13 protein-coding genes and 1 pseudogene are annotated in these 16,101 nt (G+C 40.2%); 7 read left to right on the top strand and 7 right to left on the bottom strand.

Annotated features, from left to right (window positions below; genetic code table 11):
* Window positions 1–102: 102 nt before the first annotated feature.
* Window positions 103–675: a CDP-diacylglycerol--glycerol-3-phosphate 3-phosphatidyltransferase gene (pgsA, locus tag J3U67_RS00015; protein WP_100141323.1), complete on the bottom strand. Its 573-nt coding sequence runs from the start codon at window positions 673–675 to the stop codon at window positions 103–105.
* Between the two features lie 236 nt (window positions 676–911).
* Window positions 912–1,898: pseudogene (msrAB, locus tag J3U67_RS00020) on the bottom strand (bifunctional peptide-methionine (S)-S-oxide reductase MsrA/peptide-methionine (R)-S-oxide reductase MsrB); the annotation flags it as partial.
* A gap of 155 nt (window positions 1,899–2,053) precedes the next feature.
* Between msrAB and J3U67_RS00025 the strand changes: the two are divergent.
* The 5 genes from J3U67_RS00025 (at window position 2,054) to rfbD (ending at window position 6,359) form a co-directional block, all read left to right on the top strand.
* Window positions 2,054–2,542 (top strand): GNAT family N-acetyltransferase, encoded by a 489-nt coding sequence (locus J3U67_RS00025; protein WP_100141321.1) that lies wholly within the window; start codon window positions 2,054–2,056, stop codon window positions 2,540–2,542.
* Between the two features lie 484 nt (window positions 2,543–3,026).
* Complete coding sequence (nrdR, locus tag J3U67_RS00030; protein ID WP_100141320.1) at window positions 3,027–3,482, top strand: transcriptional regulator NrdR; 456 nt, start codon at window positions 3,027–3,029, stop codon at window positions 3,480–3,482.
* 103 nt (window positions 3,483–3,585) lie between these two features.
* On the top strand, window positions 3,586–4,176 hold the full coding sequence (locus J3U67_RS00035; protein WP_267391080.1) for a cytochrome C: 591 nt from the start codon (window positions 3,586–3,588) through the stop codon (window positions 4,174–4,176).
* The gene (gene ribD / locus J3U67_RS00040) at window positions 4,176–5,312 is read left to right on the top strand and encodes a bifunctional diaminohydroxyphosphoribosylaminopyrimidine deaminase/5-amino-6-(5-phosphoribosylamino)uracil reductase RibD (protein ID WP_267391082.1); all 1,137 of its coding nucleotides are present in this window, start codon (window positions 4,176–4,178) and stop codon (window positions 5,310–5,312) included. The genes J3U67_RS00035 and ribD overlap by 1 nt, the downstream gene beginning before the upstream one ends.
* Before the next feature lie 186 nt (window positions 5,313–5,498).
* The gene (gene rfbD, locus J3U67_RS00045; RefSeq protein ID WP_267391083.1) at window positions 5,499–6,359 is read left to right on the top strand and encodes a dTDP-4-dehydrorhamnose reductase; all 861 of its coding nucleotides are present in this window, start codon (window positions 5,499–5,501) and stop codon (window positions 6,357–6,359) included.
* Between the two features lie 52 nt (window positions 6,360–6,411).
* On the opposite strand, the gene J3U67_RS00050 is transcribed toward rfbD, so the two are convergent.
* Entirely contained in the window at window positions 6,412–6,855 is a 444-nt protein-coding gene (locus J3U67_RS00050) for a DNA polymerase III subunit chi (protein ID WP_267403250.1), read from the bottom strand.
* 12 nt (window positions 6,856–6,867) lie between these two features.
* Window positions 6,868–8,277 (bottom strand): leucyl aminopeptidase, encoded by a 1,410-nt coding sequence (locus tag J3U67_RS00055; protein ID WP_267403252.1) that lies wholly within the window; start codon window positions 8,275–8,277, stop codon window positions 6,868–6,870.
* Window positions 8,278–8,406: 129 nt separating this feature from the next.
* Between J3U67_RS00055 and lptF the strand changes: the two genes are divergently transcribed.
* The gene (lptF, locus tag J3U67_RS00060) at window positions 8,407–9,516 is read left to right on the top strand and encodes an LPS export ABC transporter permease LptF (protein WP_267403254.1); all 1,110 of its coding nucleotides are present in this window, start codon (window positions 8,407–8,409) and stop codon (window positions 9,514–9,516) included.
* On the top strand, window positions 9,516–10,604 hold the full coding sequence (gene lptG, locus J3U67_RS00065; RefSeq protein ID WP_267403256.1) for an LPS export ABC transporter permease LptG: 1,089 nt from the start codon (window positions 9,516–9,518) through the stop codon (window positions 10,602–10,604). The genes lptF and lptG overlap by 1 nt, the downstream gene beginning before the upstream one ends.
* 571 nt (window positions 10,605–11,175) lie before the next feature.
* On the opposite strand, the gene J3U67_RS00070 is transcribed toward lptG, so the two are convergent.
* From J3U67_RS00070 to J3U67_RS00080, 3 genes are read right to left on the bottom strand one after another with little or no spacing between them, the layout of a single operon-like run.
* On the bottom strand, window positions 11,176–12,498 hold the full coding sequence (locus J3U67_RS00070; RefSeq protein ID WP_267403258.1) for a TolC family protein: 1,323 nt from the start codon (window positions 12,496–12,498) through the stop codon (window positions 11,176–11,178).
* Window positions 12,498–13,925, bottom strand: a complete 1,428-nt coding sequence (locus J3U67_RS00075; protein WP_267403296.1) for an HlyD family type I secretion periplasmic adaptor subunit — start codon at window positions 13,923–13,925, stop codon at window positions 12,498–12,500. The genes J3U67_RS00070 and J3U67_RS00075 overlap by 1 nt, the downstream gene beginning before the upstream one ends.
* A gap of 32 nt (window positions 13,926–13,957) precedes the next feature.
* Window positions 13,958–16,099: a type I secretion system permease/ATPase gene (locus tag J3U67_RS00080; RefSeq protein ID WP_267403259.1), complete on the bottom strand. Its 2,142-nt coding sequence runs from the start codon at window positions 16,097–16,099 to the stop codon at window positions 13,958–13,960.
* Between the last annotated feature and the right edge of the window lie 2 nt (window positions 16,100–16,101).

Below are 16,101 nucleotides of genomic sequence, written 5' to 3' on the forward strand. Positions count from 1 at the left end.
TCATTCGTACTGAATGAAGAAGCAACATTATATCGATGAAAAAATCTGTGTCAAGGCTATTAATGAAGCTTGCTTGTTTTTTTTTGCTTTCACTATGATTTTTTAAGATTTAAATTCTTTAGTAGCCATTTTTAAATAATACAGCATGGACCAGATGGTCAGAATGCAGGCCACAAGCATCAGAATATTTCCAATTTTCCATAGCAGATTGGGTTCTGCTAATGGGGGAGATGTCATCAATAGTATAAATATGGCACCCATTTGAGCAGCGGTTTTGAATTTGCCTAGTTTGGCTACTGCCACACTATTGCGTTTACCCAGTTGGGCCATCCATTCACGCAAAGCAGAAATGGTGATTTCCCGCCCGATAATTATCATGGCAAATATAGCGTATGTGCGGCCGGTTGCTACTAGCAATATCAAGGCTACAGCTACCATTAGTTTATCGGCAACTGGGTCAAGGAAAGCACCAAAATTAGATGTTTGCCCCCATCGGCGTGCCAGATATCCATCAAACCAGTCAGTAATGGCCGCGGCTGCAAAAAAGCCTGCCGCTAGCCAGTTGATAATCTGACGGTCGCTGATCCAGTCTGTAGGCAAATAAAATAAGAGGGTGAATACAGGAATGATAAGGATACGCAACCAAGTGAGCAATATCGGAAAATTCCATGGCATAACGGGGTGTTCCTGATGGGTTTAGGTTTGGTTAGTTCACATGATACCTGTTTGATCGTTTTCAGGTAATTTTTTATTATTCGTTGTTGTCCGCATCAGTGCATAGAGAGATGTAGGTTCTTAATTTCAAAATAATATCGGTTAAATATTGCTTTGGTTCTAGATATGAGCAGTAATATTCAAATCTTTAATCAGGCAGCATGGCTATTGCACCCGTGCTGCCTAAACGGTAGATATTATTTGACCATATCCTTATAAGCGCCATAGCCTGCTGCTTCCATTTCATCATATGGAATGAAGCGCAGGCTAGAGCCGTTGATACAGTAGCGCAAACCACCCCGTTCTTGCGGACCATCATTGAATACATGTCCTAAATGCGAATCAGCCTGATGGCTACGTATCTCTGTGCGTTGCATACCATGGCTGTTATCATGATGTTCACTAACGGCTTCTGATTGAATTGGCTGGCTAAAAGAGGGCCAGCCGCAGCCGGAATTGAATTTGTCACGCGAACTGAATAAGGGTTCTCCACTTACAATATCCACGTAAATACCGGGAACAAACAGCTCATCATAGGGATGGCTAAAAGGTCGTTCGGTAGCAGAATTCTGTGTTACCTGATAGGCTTCTTCGCTTAACTGTTGATGTAAAGCAGCATTATCGGGTTTGTGAAATGAATTAGGGTTGTAGGCTTGAGTAGGAGTAGTTGGCTGAGGCAGTTCGGGCAATGGTTCACGCGCTTTTTGTAAATCAATATGGCAATAGCCCTGTGGATTTTTATCCAGATAGTCCTGATGATATTCTTCAGCCGGGAAAAAATTTTGTAATGGCAGATTTTCCACAACAATTGGTGCTGTGTACCGACCCTGTTCAGCTTTGATGGCCGCATGAATAATATTGCGATCAGCTGCATCAACATAATAAATACCACTGCGGTACTGGGTACCTACATCGTGGGCCTGCCGGTTTAGGGTAGTGGGGTCAATGATTCGAAAAAAATGTCGCAGAATATCTGTTAAGGACAGAATGTCTGCATCGTATTCAAGTTTGATGGTTTCGGCGTGGCCGGTATTTTGGTTGCATACTTCTTCGTAACTGGGATTAGTAGTACGTCCATTGGCATAACCTGCTTCCGTGTGCAACACGCCTTTTAGTCTTTTAAAATAGCCTTCCATACCCCAAAAGCAACCGCCAGCTAAATAAATAGTTTTTTTATTCATGATGTTATAACCTGTCGCTGTATGATATTTATCTATATGCTATCACCTGCTTATTATGAATGAAAGGTGTTGTTTTGCTTAATTATGTGTGTGTGATATAAAATCTTAATATTTGATGAGTAAATCTACGTAGTGCAGACCTAATTTAAAGAATTGTTATGAGTATTATTACTTATTTGCGTCCGGCACGGGCGGAGGATTGTGAAGACATCTACAATGCGCATCGCTATGCAGTGCAATATACTTGCGCACGCAAGTATGATGAAACCGTGTTGAAAGCTTGGTTATCATTATTAAATATTGAAAGTTATTTACATACTCTGGCTGATACAAATAAAGCTTTATGGGTAGTTGATTATAAAGGCCATATACAGGGTTTTTTTCAAATGGATCTTGTTGAGGCACAATTGGATGCATTGTATATCCATCCGTTTGTACATAATCAGGGGTTAGGAACGGCTTTGTTGCAGCGTGCTGAAAATGTTGCCATTCGTGCAGGTTTAGGGATGCTGAAGCTGTATGCATCGCTTAATTCTGTAAAGTTTTATGAAATCAATGGCTATGTTTCTTTGGGAGAATGTGCTTTGCCGCTTAATAAAGAGGTTACGGTGAATTGCCTGCTGATGCGTAAATATTTAACTGAGTAGCTTTTTTACAGTAATCTTTTTTTGTAATCACAATTATTATATCTATTAATTTTGTAATATCTACAAAATATATTAATGGTACTTTTTCTTTTTGTTTTAGATAAATCAAAAATTTAATCAATCATTCCACATCTTTGTTTATTTGTGAATTTTAATTTCAATGTTTATTATGTTTTCACAGGTTGATGTAGATGATTTTAGCTCAGTGAATATATCGTTCTTGATTGTTGTATACACTTAATATTGGTAGGTATTTATAAATTGCCTATTTTTTAATCAATTAAAAATATTCTCTAAAAAACAATAGTATATTATAGTTATCCCCAGATTTTACCCGCAGTTTTGCGCTGAAATTTGTGTACAGGTGGATAAGTTAGCGTTTCATGTTCGAATTGTACTAACTCTGTATATAAAGAAGCTTGCCAGCCTTGGTAGTGCCTGCCACAATAGTTGTTCAATTCCTTTTTTATCAATTTGCATTTATATGAAATGTCCCTTTTGTCAACATCATAATACACAGGTAATAGATACCCGTCTGAGTGAAGGTAATAATAGTATTCGTCGCCGTCGCCGCTGTCTTGCCTGTGATAGCCGCTTTAGTACACTGGAAGTGGTGGAAATGCGCATGCCTTTGATTATCAAGCGGACAGGTGAAAAAGTGCTGTTTGATCCTGCTAAACTTTATACCAGTATAAGTAGGGCATTACATAAACGGCCAATGGATAGAGAAAGTATTGAGAATGCAGTAGCAGAGATTGAAACCAATCTTTACCATATGGGTATTAAAGAAGTGCCCAGCCATATGATTGGAGATATGGTACTGGGCTTACTGGCAAAACTGGATGAAGTAGCGTATGTCCGTTTTGCATCGGTATATAAAAGTTTTCATGATGTTTCAGAATTCACACAGCTCATCGCTAGTTTAAAAAAGAAAAATTAGAAGTATAAATTCTCATAGTGTTTCTTTCTGTTCGCTGCAATGGCAGCTAAATCTTGTTATACTTTGTAACTATTATGCCTTGTCATGAAAGCTTGAATTTATCATGTTGAAATCTCGTTTATGGTTGCTGGTTGCAATTGCTTTGCTGAGTTTATCTGCTTGTAAACAGAAAGATACCTCTGTAACGATTGATGCCAGCGACACTCAGGCAGCAAGTAGTGCCAGTGAAGCTTCTGAGACTAATGCAACCTCTACTCAAACATTAAGCAGTAACGATGGCAAAGTTAGCATTGTGTTGGATGGTGATTTTACTGATGTTTTGGATAGTGCCTCAGACTGGGTTGATCAGAGTCAGGTAAAGAATCTGACATTATTGCAGCACGATGATGGCAGCAATATTACACTGGCGGTAAATAATCTGGGCGTAATGAAAATTAAACCAGACGAATATTTTAAAAACTTAGCAGACAGCTTGAAAAACAATGCAGCCATAAGCAAAGTTAAGCTGGGAATTGCTACTGAAAACCGCATGAATTACCGCTTCAGCCATCAGCAGAACGGCACTTTATTAAATGAAAGCTGTGTTGCATTAGTGGCAAATGGAAATCTGTATACAGTTTGTGCCAGCAGCGATAGTGCTTCTGATGATGCTCTTGCCGCTACTTTGAAAACAATTAATTTACAGAATAGTTAATGATGAGCTTTTCCGAGCTGGATAGAAAATTTATGCAAACCGCCCTTGATCTGGCCTGGCAAGGGCGGTTTTCTACTTCTCCCAATCCCCGTGTTGGATGTGTCATTGCTCGTGGTGAGCAGATAGTAGGTGAGGGTTTCCATGTGCAAACTGGTTTAGCTCATGCTGAGGTTAATGCTTTGAAACAGGCTGGATCATTGGCTCACGATGCTACTGCATATGTCACACTAGAGCCTTGCAGTCATACAGGTAGAACGGGGCCCTGTGCACAGGCGTTGATAGAAGCAGGTATTAAGCGCGTTGTTGTGGCCATGCTAGACCCTAATCCACAGGTCAGTGGCAAGGGTATAAAGATGCTGGAACAAGCTGGTGTGAATGTTGAAAGTGGATTGTTTACCTTACAGGCGCGTGAACTTAATCCAGGTTTCCTTTCTAGACAAGAAAGAAACAAACCTTATATCAGACTAAAAATTGCAGCCAGTCTTGATAGTAAAACTGCATTGAGTAATGGGCAAAGCCAGTGGATTACAAGTGATGCTGCTCGTAATGATGTTCAGACATTGCGCGCTGAGAGCTGTGCAGTCTTAACTGGTATCAATACCGTTATTGCAGATGATCCGCTGCTGAATGTGCGGAGGTTTACAACCTTGCGCCAGCCAGTACGTATTATTTTGGATAGTCAGCTGCGTATTACTCCTGCTTTCCATGTGATTCAGGATACAAATAGTCCAACACTAATTGTGACTACAATCCGAGACAAGGCTAAACAGGCCGTTTTTGCACCATATCCCCATGTTTCCGTTGTAACCATTCCTCCAAACCAGCACGGACAAATAGAACTTTCCGAACTTTGGCCGATACTGCTTCAACGTAATATCGGTTTGATTCTCGCGGAAACGGGCGCGACCTTGAATTCTGCTTTACTGGCAAGCCAAGCAGTAGACGAAATTATTTATTATCAGGCGCCGAAGATTCTAGGTTCATCCGCAAGAAACGCAATCGAACTTCCTGAAAATCATGAGGCATTGAATGAATCTGAATGGCAATCAGTCGATCTTAGACTGCTGGGTAATGATTGTCGCTGGACAATACGCCATGAGCAGAGTGCTTCTTGGTTAAAAGGTAGTTTGTTATAGCAGTTAAAAATCTACCTATATCAAACATTCTTTAATTAATGTATCAAACACAGCTGAAAATAAAATTTCGTTGTGTAACAATATTCTCATTGTTAGTTTATTTTACTAATCCTACATAATGTATGCAGCATTATTGATATTACAATATTAATTATTACATTGCTCATTGATAATAAAGGCTTCGCTATGCGTATTCTATTAACGGGTTCAAAAGGTCAGGTAGGAAGTTGCTTGCGGGAAAGATTTCCTGAAAACTGGGAATTGATAGCCAGTGATTCTCAGACACTGAATATTACAGATGCACATAATGTGCTCAATATGGTTAAGACATTTGAACCGGATATGATCATCAATGCTGCCGGTTATACTAAAGTCGATGCCGCTGAAACAGATAGCGATAAAGCATTTGCAGTTAATGCAACCGGAACTCTGAATCTAGCACAGGCTGCACAGTCGATTGGTGCACGTTTGATTCATTTGTCCACTGAGCAGGTATTTGATGGACATCATCATGTGGTGCTCACTGAAAATATGGCTCCTAATCCAGCAAATATTTACGGACACAGTAAATTGGCAGGTGAATTACTTGCTTTAAATGCCCATGTTGAAACTGCAGTCATCCGAACTTCTTGGGTTTACAGTGAACATGGTCACAATTTTGTTAAAATTATGTTGCAAAAAGGTTTGGAAGCACCGACTATCCGGGTCGTTGATGACCAAATTGGTTGTCCAACCTATGCCGGAGATTTAGCTGAAGCCATCATCCGCCTAGCTGAATTAAAGAGTTCGCCACGTGGAATATTCCATTTTGCTGGTAGTCAGCAAATGAGCTGGGCAGAATTTGCTCAGCGCATTTTTATCGAAGCTGCCAAAATAGATGATCGCTATAGTAAAGTAAAGGTAGAACGCATCGCTACCGCAGATTATAAGTGTGCAGCTAAGCGTCCTGAGTTTGGTATTCTAGATAGCCGTACCTTGCAAAATATCATACAGCAACCAGTAACCGATACGCCTTTATCGCAAGTCGTTAGCAAACTTTTGAAATAAAAAATATAAAATTAGCGGGTTAATAAAAACCCGCTAATTTTAGTTTGACGATTTATTTTTCTTTACGCATATCATGGTGTTCGATTACGAATCCTGCTTCCTTATAAGTACGGAATCTTTGTCTTGCCATTGCGACTTCATCCAGATCATTAGCCACCAGCTCTAATACACGCTCTGGTCTTTGTGGTGCTTCAGACCAATAAACATCTGCCAGATTAATAACTACCCAATCATTTTTAATAGCAGGTAAATCATTGCCATAAGAAAGTAATACCCATTGTCCTTCTACGGGTAAAGGCTGTGAGTGAGGCCAGATTTCATGTGGCAGGAAACTAGTAGCGTTAAATGACCACAAAGCATGATCAAGTTCGTTGACTTTACCTGCATCTTCCAGCCAAATTAATACACTTAGCCCGCTTTTAAACACTTTTTGTGTCAGCCGGCAGGTGAACGAAACTATGTCAGAGAGGTGCGTGTAAAAAGTGGTAGTGGCCATATCATCTCGCATTTAGACTTGTTGAAGCAGATACTCCACTAGCAGTGGCACGGGTCGGCCTGTTGCACCTTTATTAGAGCCGGAATGCCATGCTGTACCAGCGATATCCAAATGTGCCCATGGGTAGGATTTTGTAAAATAATAAAGAAATGCCGCGGCAGTAATCGTACCAGCGGGCCGGCCACCTATATTTTGCAAATCCGCAAAATTGGATTTCAGCTGTTCTTTATATTCATCGAATAACGGCAACTGCCAAGTTTTATCGTTAATATTGTTGGCTGCTTCTAACAACTGTTCTATTAGTGGTTGATTATTGCCTAGTACTCCCTGAGCTACATGCCCCAGAGCAATAATACATGCACCTGTCAAAGTAGCGAGATCGATAACAGCTTTAGGCTGGAAACGTTCCGCGTAGGTCAGCGCATCACATAAAATCAGCCTGCCTTCTGCATCAGTATTTAGCACCTCGATGCTTAATCCATTCATGGCTTTTACTACATCACCAGGCTTGACAGCATTACCCGATGGCATATTTTCACAAGTAGGAATAACTGCAACTAGGTTTAAGGGCAGCTTAAGTTTTGCTGCAGCTGCAAACGCTCCGATAACTGAAGCTGCGCCGCACATATCAAATTTCATTTCATCCATAGCTGCGCCCGGTTTAAGCGAAATTCCTCCCGAATCAAAGGTAATACCTTTACCTACCAATACCACTGGGTTCTCATCCGATTCAGGAGCACCATGATATTGCAGTTCAATCAGGTAGGCACCTGCTGTACTGCCCTGAGCTACAGCCAGTAACGCATTCATCCCCATTTCCTGAAGTTCTGCAGTAGACATGATACGGGCACTGGCACCTACGTTTTCAGCAATCCTAGCCGCTGTAGAGGCCAGATAGGATGGAGTACATACATTACCGGGTGCATTACCAAGGTCTTTACAGATATTCATTCCGTAAACTATGGCTTCAGCTTTTATAAGGTATTCATTTACTTCTTGAGTAGTATAATAATGTACTTGCTCCAATTTGATTGGCTTAGCATCTTTTTTAAAAGTGTCAAAACGATAAACTGCCTCACCTACAGCGATAGTAAATGCCTGTACCCATTTTTGCACAATGACTTTTGAAACTAAACTCAGATCCACATCAATCCGAATTTGTTCTTTGGCCCAGCATGCTACAGATGTTGCCAGTTTTTGTATGCTGGCATAATCCTCTTCTTCTATACGTGCAACCGCTACAGCTTGTAGCTGATTCTGCTCAAGTGTATGTGTAGCAAGAAAATCTTTTTCTTGCTGGTCTAATTGAGACAGCAAAGTATCGATAACTGTGTTATTGCGATTATTGTTGGCAGCGGCGATAATCAGTAAAGAACTGTTGTTTTGCGGCTGCAATAGTTCGGTTTTTATGCTAAATTTCATATTTCTTCTCCCAATCTAAGGGCGTTGTATATATTCTGTTCAAATCAGCCTTTAGGCAGATTTGGATTCCCCTATTGTAACGCAGGCTGTCAGTAAAATATGGACAGTCGCAGATGTGTTTATTAATTTATGATTTATCAACGCCAATTTATTAAAGAATTATCATGGACGGCCGTTGGCATATTCGTGATTTTACTTGTTGTACTGGTGGCCACTCAGGCAATCAATTTACTTGGAAGAGCTGCCAGCGGGCGGGTAGCCATTGATGCGGTAACAGCGCTGATTGGGTTTTGGACGATAGGTCTGACGCCGGTATTACTAATTCTGACAGCCTACATCAGCATCATTACAGTATTGACACGCTACTGGCGTGACAGTGAGATGGTAATCTGGCTATCTAGTGGCTTATCATTAAGAAATTGGATTTTTCCAATTATGAAATTCAGCATACCATTTGCTGTGCTGGTTGCGCTGGTATCAATGCTGATACAACCGTGGGCAGAATGGCGCAGCCGAGAATTTGCAGAATTACTGAAACAGAAACAGGAAATGTCTTTGCTCGAACCGGGCGTATTCAGAGAAATAGGTAAAAGCCATCCTCGAGTTTATTTCATTGAAACTTTTGATCCTGATACGGGCAAGGCCAGCAATCTTTTTGTACGTGAAAAAGAAAAAAATGGCAAAGACAGTACCATATTTGCCAAAAGAGGGGAGTTTAAACAGGATGGAGAAAAAAGAATTCTGACACTTGAAGACGGATTCCGCTATTACGGACAACCCGGACAGGCAGATTATCAAAGAGCTTCATTTAACAAAATGACACTTGTAATCAGTGTCAATACAATGATTATTGATCCGAAGCAAAATAGACATACCATACCAACAGCGGCACTATTAAGTAGTAATGAAGCCATTTATAAAGCTGAGCTGATGTGGCGGTTGTCACTACCGATTAGCGTAATTATTCTGGCTCTGCTTGCCTTACCTTTGTCTTATTTTAATCCGCGTACAGGTCATACCTACAATATCCTGATTGCAATAGCCATTTTCCTGATATACCAGAACGGACTCACTTTTCTACGTGACTTAGTTGAGAATGAACGTATTCCGCTATGGTTGGGTATCATACCAATGCATCTGTTGATGTTTCTGGTGTTTTTATTTCTATTACGCTGGCGGGATATGCCTTCAGCACCATTTAAAACAGCATTTACATCATTGCTGGGAGGCCGCTCCTGATGCGTCTGCTCAATCGTTATGTAATTAGCCAACTATCGATTTGTACAATTTATGCACTTTTAGCGCTGATTAGTTTATACAGCTTCTTCGATATTATGGGGGAAATTAGCCATGTTGGTGACGGACGATATACGGCTGATAAAATGCTGTTTTATGTTTTATTGCTGATTCCTACTCATGCTTACGAACTGATGCCTCTGGCCGTACTGGTAGGTGCTTTGGTTTGTCTGAATCAGATGGCCAGCCATAGTGAATTTACCGTCATCCGAACATCTGGAATTAGTCTGGCCAGCATCATTGGTATGATGCTGCAATTTGGTCTAATGTTTGCAATTATCGCAGCATTATTAGGTGAATATGTGGTTCCTAAAACAGGACCATATGCAGAACAATATCAGTTGCACGCTCGTCAAAACACTATTAGTGCTGGAGATAGCGGTATCTGGCTCAAACAGGGCCAAGATATTGTAAATGTAGCAGAAATGTTGCCAGATGGTAGTTTAAAAGATATCAGCATATACCGACACGATGATCAATTTCATTTAAGTGAAACATTACATGCTGCCAGTGCTAATGTAGATGTGCATACTCAGGCGGGTAAACAGACAAAATGGCACTTGCATCAGGTAGACCAATCAATATTACAAGCACATCAGATTGTCATAAACCATCTGGAAAATGTTGATTGGCATATGTCCATAAATCATCAGCTGCTCAATATTTTGCTGGTAGCACCAGAGCAAATGTCTATAATCGCATTATCTACGTATATCAAGCACCTGAAAAATAATCACCAGCAAATAATTCGTTATGAACTCGCTTGGTGGCGCAAAATTGCTTATCCATTAGCCTGCATTGTTATGGCACTGGTGGCATTGGCATTTACACCCCAACAAAACCGGCGCGGTAATATGGGCTTGAAACTATTTTACGGCATCTGTTTGGGTTTGTTTTTTCATTTCTCGGGTCGTTTATTTGGTTTTACCAGTCAATTATATGGAGTGCCAACACCGGTAGCAGCATTTTTGCCGACACTTTTATTTTTAGGTTTGGCAGTCTATCTTATAAGACGACAAGAAAAGAGGTAGTAAGAATATATTGATGCCCTATAGGTAAAGAAGTTTATCAGTAGGGTATCAATTATTTTTATCCACTATAGTAGTACATAATAAATAATTCACATGAAATTCAACAGAAATGAAATATTATTTTGATATTGAATATAGCTTAAGTTACAACTCTTCCGAATAATCACAAATCATTTTTTTACAATATCATTATTATGTTTTTTTATATAAATAAGACTGATAGAGATAAGCTAGCTATTTTAAGCAAAATCGAATACAACTGAGCAAAAACAAATACGTCAAAAGAAATACTCTAAATAATTAGAATTTCGGATATAACTTTTTAAAAATATCTTTCAATTGTACGTGAATATTTGTTATTCAACATATTCTAATTTATTCATATGATTTCAGTTCTTGATCCATCATGGGGAAATATAGGTCAGCAAAGTCAGTCAAGAAACTAAATTTTAATTTATCAAAACTTTCAATGAATGATTAAATAATAATCTAAACAGATTTTAAAAAGAGTTATCAAAGTTAATTTTAATAGCTATTTAATTTTTTCTTAAATCAAATAATATATATATATTTAATAAAGCAATTTATGCAGTTTTTTCTGTTCGTTCATTTGTGTCAGAACACCTGCACTTTGAAGCAACTGAATATATGTAGTAATGTAGCTATACTGCGCTTCTGCCAGTTTTTGCTCTGCATCAGCTTTGGCCTGTAAAGCCTGTAATTCGTCCAAATTGCTTCGTATACCAACCTTACGTCCCAATTGCGTAGCTTGTAGTTTTACTGCATTGGCTTTCAATAATTGTTGTTGAGCCTGAATCTGGTATAGATTACCTAATGTTGTTTGATAAGCCTGATCTATGTTCAGTTCAATTTTACGTTCAGTAGCAATTAGTTGAAATTTATTTTGATGTTCTTTGGCTGCTGCTTCCTTAATTTTACTGTGAATCATTCCTCCTGAAAATAAAGGCATAGAAAGTTGAACGGTTACAATTCCTCCTTTACTTCGCGTGCCATGATCCATACCATAAAACTGCTGAATCTGATGATTATCCTGATACCCACCATTTAGAGTTAATTTAGGCCAGTTTTCAGCTTTGGCGGCAATATAAGCCTGTTTGGCATTTTGCAGAGCCAGTTTTTGCTGCTGCCATTCCGGATTATTTTTTTGTGCCAGCATCAGCCAGTCTGATTTACTTGTTTTCCCAAGTAAATCACCAAAATCGGTGTGTTTCAACCGCTTTATTTGTTTGGGATCCAATCCTGTAATATTAGCTAAATTATTTTGTGCTACCAACAAATCCGTCATAGAACTGACTTTTTTTGCGCGTGCAGCTTCATAGCCTGCCTGAGCTTCATTGGTATCTACAATAGTGGCCGCACCCTTATTGAATAAAGCTTTAGCCTGTTTGATTTGCATGGCGTAAGCTTCTTTTTCTTTTTCAATTGAAACTAATTTGTCTTCTATCAATAAAACCTGAAAATAGGCTTTTGCAACTTTAAAAAGTAAATCTTCTTTCACATTTTCCAGCTGCCAATCAGCCATGCTGGCCGTGATTTTCCCCTGCTGATATTGTGCCCATTTGGATTTATCAAATAATGATTGACTTGCCTGAACATTCCATCCGTGAGTCTGAGTCGTACTGGATAAAGAGGAAGGTTGTTTCTGGTATACATAGTTAGTATTTACTTGCGGCAGTAAAGCAGCTCGAGTTTGTGGCAGTTGTTCCTTTTGTACATCCCGCTCGCTTTGTGCCGCAGCATAATCTGCAGAGTAATTGATTGCAGCCTGCCAAGCTTCGAATAAATCGAATGCCTGTGCATTAGAGTGTAGAAATACGAAGCCGAGTAAAGTACAGATAAATTTTCTGCATTTTAAGGGGTAATTTTTGTGCATCAGCGTTCTCGCATACTTTCATCTACTTTGGTTTGTAACGGGCTTAATAAATAAGTAATAACGCGACGCTTACCGGTTTTAATTTCAGCAGTAACATTCATACCTGCAGTCAAATTAACTTTTTTACCATCTATCATTAAATAATTTTTGTCTAGAACAATTGTTGCAGCAAACACCAATCCCAGTTTTTCATCTTCAATAGCATCAAAGCTAACATTTTTTACTTTTCCGGTTAGATAACCATAACGAGTGTAGGGGAAAGATTCGATTTTAATAACTGCATTCTGCCCAGCTTTGACAAAACCGATATCTTTATTTGATACCATTGCTTCAATTTCCATCTGATCCTGATCAGGCACCACCACCATAATCTGTTGAGCGGCAGTCACCACACCGCCCACAGTATAGGTGGCTAGCTGCTGTACTGTACCATCAACAGGGGATTTCAAAGTCATTAGCTGTTTGCGTTGTAAAGCTTTTTCTGTTGCTTGAGTGAGTTGCTGTATTTGTTCGTTTGTCTGTCGAAGCTGATCTAGCGTATCTCGTTTAAGTGTACTGGTTTGTAATTGACGATTTTGCTCTGCTTCACGAATACTTTCCTGTATTTGCCGTAACTGACTGCGCTGACTAGCTAAATCGTTTTTATTCTGAATAAATTTGCTTTCCTGTTCATAGTAAGCGTGTTTCGAAACAAAATTTTGGGCCAGTAAGTCTTTATAGTCTGATGTACGGCTTTGTTCAATGGCGGTAGTTTGCTCCAGCTTGCTTACCTGAGACTGAGTACCTTGAAGCTGAGCCTGATGTTCACGCAGCACCGTTTGCAATTGTGCATCTTGAGTAAACCAAGTCTGATACTGATTTAAAGCCAGAGATTGTGCTTCTGTAATCTGATCGGGATTAAGGTACCACTGCGTAGCAAGCTCCTTATCCAGTATAGGAGTCTGATGAGAATCTAATGCGCGGATTACAGCCTCCAGACGCAATTTATTCAAACGAGCCGCCTGTAAAGATTTTTCCGATTGTGCATAATCACTGTCAGAGCCAATGCCACTCAACTCGACAAGTACTTGTCCGTTTTTTACATGGTCGCCATTTTTTACTGCAATTTTATCAACTACCGAAGTTTCCAATGGTTGAATAACTTTGCTGCGTCCACCTGGTGTTGTTTTGCCCGTGGCCACTGCAACAATATCCAGCTTACCGATTAAAGCCCATAGAAGAGCGATTACTGCGAACAGGATAATCAGACGAGCGGTCCACTTTGGTGCTGCGGATAGAGGAGTTTCGGTTAATTCCAGATGTGCTGGTAAAAAGGCACGTTCATCTATATCGCGTTTAGGTGGATCGAGCTGAAACCGTACGGCCCACACATTTTTCCATACTGTGCTATAGCGTTGCAGGAAATCTTTAAATGCTTGAATGCGAATACTCATATATTAATTTCTTATTCTGATTCGTTTCAGCTGTTTTGCAGCTGATATAAATAGCGATAATAGCCATCTGGTTTAGCCAGTAATTCTTGATGAGTACCTTCTTCTACAATGCTACCCTTATCCATGGCAATAATGCGATCAGCCATACGCACTGTAGATAAGCGATGAGCAATAATCAAAACGGTACGACCTTTACAAATAGCCTGCATATTTTTCATTATTGCACGTTCAGATTCATAATCTAGCGCACTTGTCGCTTCATCAAGTATTAAAATACGCGGATTTCCAACCAGTGCTCTAGCAATGGCAACACGTTGTCGTTGTCCGCCAGACAATCCTGCACCTTGCTCACCAACAATTGTGTCGTATCCTTCAGGCAACTCCATAATAAAATCGTGTGCACCAGCCATTTTTGCTGCATACATTATTTTTTCTAACGGCATGCCGGGATCTGCAAGTGCAATATTAGCGCGGATACTCTGATTTAGCAGAACGTTTTCCTGTAAAACAACGCCTACCTGACGACGTAACCACGCAGGATCTGCCAGTGCTAAATCATTACCATCAACCAGTACCCGTCCACGCTCTGGCGTATATAATCGTTGCACCAGTTTGGTTAATGTAGATTTGCCAGAACCGGAACGACCAACAATGCCTAGTATTTCACCCGGCTTAATCTTTAAATTCAAATCACGTAGAATTTCTGCACCATCTGGACGATAGCGAAATGAGATTTTTTCAAACTCGATTTGTCCTTTAATATTGGGTAAGGCCATTCGTGAAGTGGGATTTTCTGTTGGGGTATTTAAAATGTCCCCAAGTCTGGATACAGAGATACCCACCTGCTGAAAATCCTGCCACAACTGAGCCAGACGGATAACCGGAGCGGCTACTTGTCCTGCAAGCATGTTAAAAGCGATCAACTGTCCTACAGTGAGTTCACCTTTAATTACCAGATGCGCGCCAAGCCATAAAGTAATAAGTGTGACCATTTTTTGGATGAACTGTACGCCTTGCTGGCCTATAGTAGCCAGTCGGGCAACACGAAAGCCCGAGCTGACATAAGCCGCGAGCTGCTGATCCCAGCGTCTGGTCATCTGAGGTTCTACAGCCATGGCTTTGATCGTACCAATGGCAGTTACCGATTCAACAAGAAAAGACTGATTATCAGCATTGCGCGCAAATTTTTCATTCAGTCTAGAACGTAGTATGGGACTGATGGTGGCGGACCAGAAGGCATAACAGGGGAGTGAAATAATCACTACCAATGTAAGCCAACCACTATAAAACCACATGACTATCAGAAATATAAATGAAAAGCACAAATCCAGAACAGAGGTCAGAGCTTGCCCAGTTAAAAAGTTACGGATTTGCTCAAGCTCCCGTACTCTTGCCACCGTATCACCTACTCGGCGATGTTCAAAATAAGCCAGAGGCAGGCTTAAAAGATGACGAAAGAGTCTTGCGCCTAATTCGACATCAATACGTGAGGTAGTATGGGCGAAGACATAAGTACGCAGACCACTGAGGACTACATCAAAAATAATAATTACTAGTAATGCAAAGGTAATAACATCAAGAGTAGAGAAACTGCGGTGTACCAGAACTTTATCCATGACCACCTGAAAAAACATAGGCGTCACCAGAGCGAAAAGCTGAATAAAAACCGATACTACCAATACTTCCAGAAAAATCCGGCGATATTTAATTACAGCAGGAATAAACCATGTGAAATCAAATTTAGCTAATTGCCCAAGTACAGATGCTCTAGAAGTAACCAGAATCAGTTGGCCAGAGTAACGCTGTGCAAATTCTTCGTGGCTGAGTATAACCGGTTTGCCCTGTGCTATATCCTGTATTAGATACCGGTCGCCATCTACTCTGGCTAAAATAAAATGTTGTCCATCCTCCCGCCAGACTACTACTGGTAATGCTACTAATGAAAGCCGCTCTATACGATGCTTTACCAGCTTGGCTTTCAACCCTAAATCTTTTGCAGCAAGAAGCCATTGCTCAACATTTAAATCTTCTTTTTCTGTGTATTTATGCGTTATATCTGCCGGATTGACTGCAATACCATGATAGTGGGCTAGTAAAACGAGTGCTGACAAAGCAATATTATTTTTTTGTGCTGAAGATGTTTCAGATGATTCCGAAGATGGCTGCATAG

Source organism: Snodgrassella sp. B3837, from assembly GCF_026535955.1.
Lineage (GTDB): Bacteria > Pseudomonadota > Gammaproteobacteria > Burkholderiales > Neisseriaceae > Snodgrassella > Snodgrassella alvi_E.

What these genes read in the sequence shown, in the direction of transcription:
- pgsA (WP_100141323.1), bottom strand. Translation starts at nt 675, where the DNA reads ATGCCATGGAATTTTCCGATATTGCTCACTTGGTTGCGTATCCTTATC.
- J3U67_RS00025 (WP_100141321.1), top strand. Translation starts at nt 2,054, where the DNA reads ATGAGTATTATTACTTATTTGCGTCCGGCACGGGCGGAGGATTGTGAA.
- nrdR (WP_100141320.1), top strand. Translation starts at nt 3,027, where the DNA reads ATGAAATGTCCCTTTTGTCAACATCATAATACACAGGTAATAGATACC.
- J3U67_RS00035 (WP_267391080.1), top strand. Translation starts at nt 3,586, where the DNA reads ATGTTGAAATCTCGTTTATGGTTGCTGGTTGCAATTGCTTTGCTGAGT.
- ribD (WP_267391082.1), top strand. Translation starts at nt 4,176, where the DNA reads ATGATGAGCTTTTCCGAGCTGGATAGAAAATTTATGCAAACCGCCCTT.
- rfbD (WP_267391083.1), top strand. Translation starts at nt 5,499, where the DNA reads ATGCGTATTCTATTAACGGGTTCAAAAGGTCAGGTAGGAAGTTGCTTG.
- J3U67_RS00050 (WP_267403250.1), bottom strand. Translation starts at nt 6,855, where the DNA reads ATGGCCACTACCACTTTTTACACGCACCTCTCTGACATAGTTTCGTTC.
- J3U67_RS00055 (WP_267403252.1), bottom strand. Translation starts at nt 8,277, where the DNA reads ATGAAATTTAGCATAAAAACCGAACTATTGCAGCCGCAAAACAACAGT.
- lptF (WP_267403254.1), top strand. Translation starts at nt 8,407, where the DNA reads ATGATTTATCAACGCCAATTTATTAAAGAATTATCATGGACGGCCGTT.
- lptG (WP_267403256.1), top strand. Translation starts at nt 9,516, where the DNA reads ATGCGTCTGCTCAATCGTTATGTAATTAGCCAACTATCGATTTGTACA.
- J3U67_RS00070 (WP_267403258.1), bottom strand. Translation starts at nt 12,498, where the DNA reads ATGCACAAAAATTACCCCTTAAAATGCAGAAAATTTATCTGTACTTTA.
- J3U67_RS00080 (WP_267403259.1), bottom strand. Translation starts at nt 16,099, where the DNA reads ATGCAGCCATCTTCGGAATCATCTGAAACATCTTCAGCACAAAAAAAT.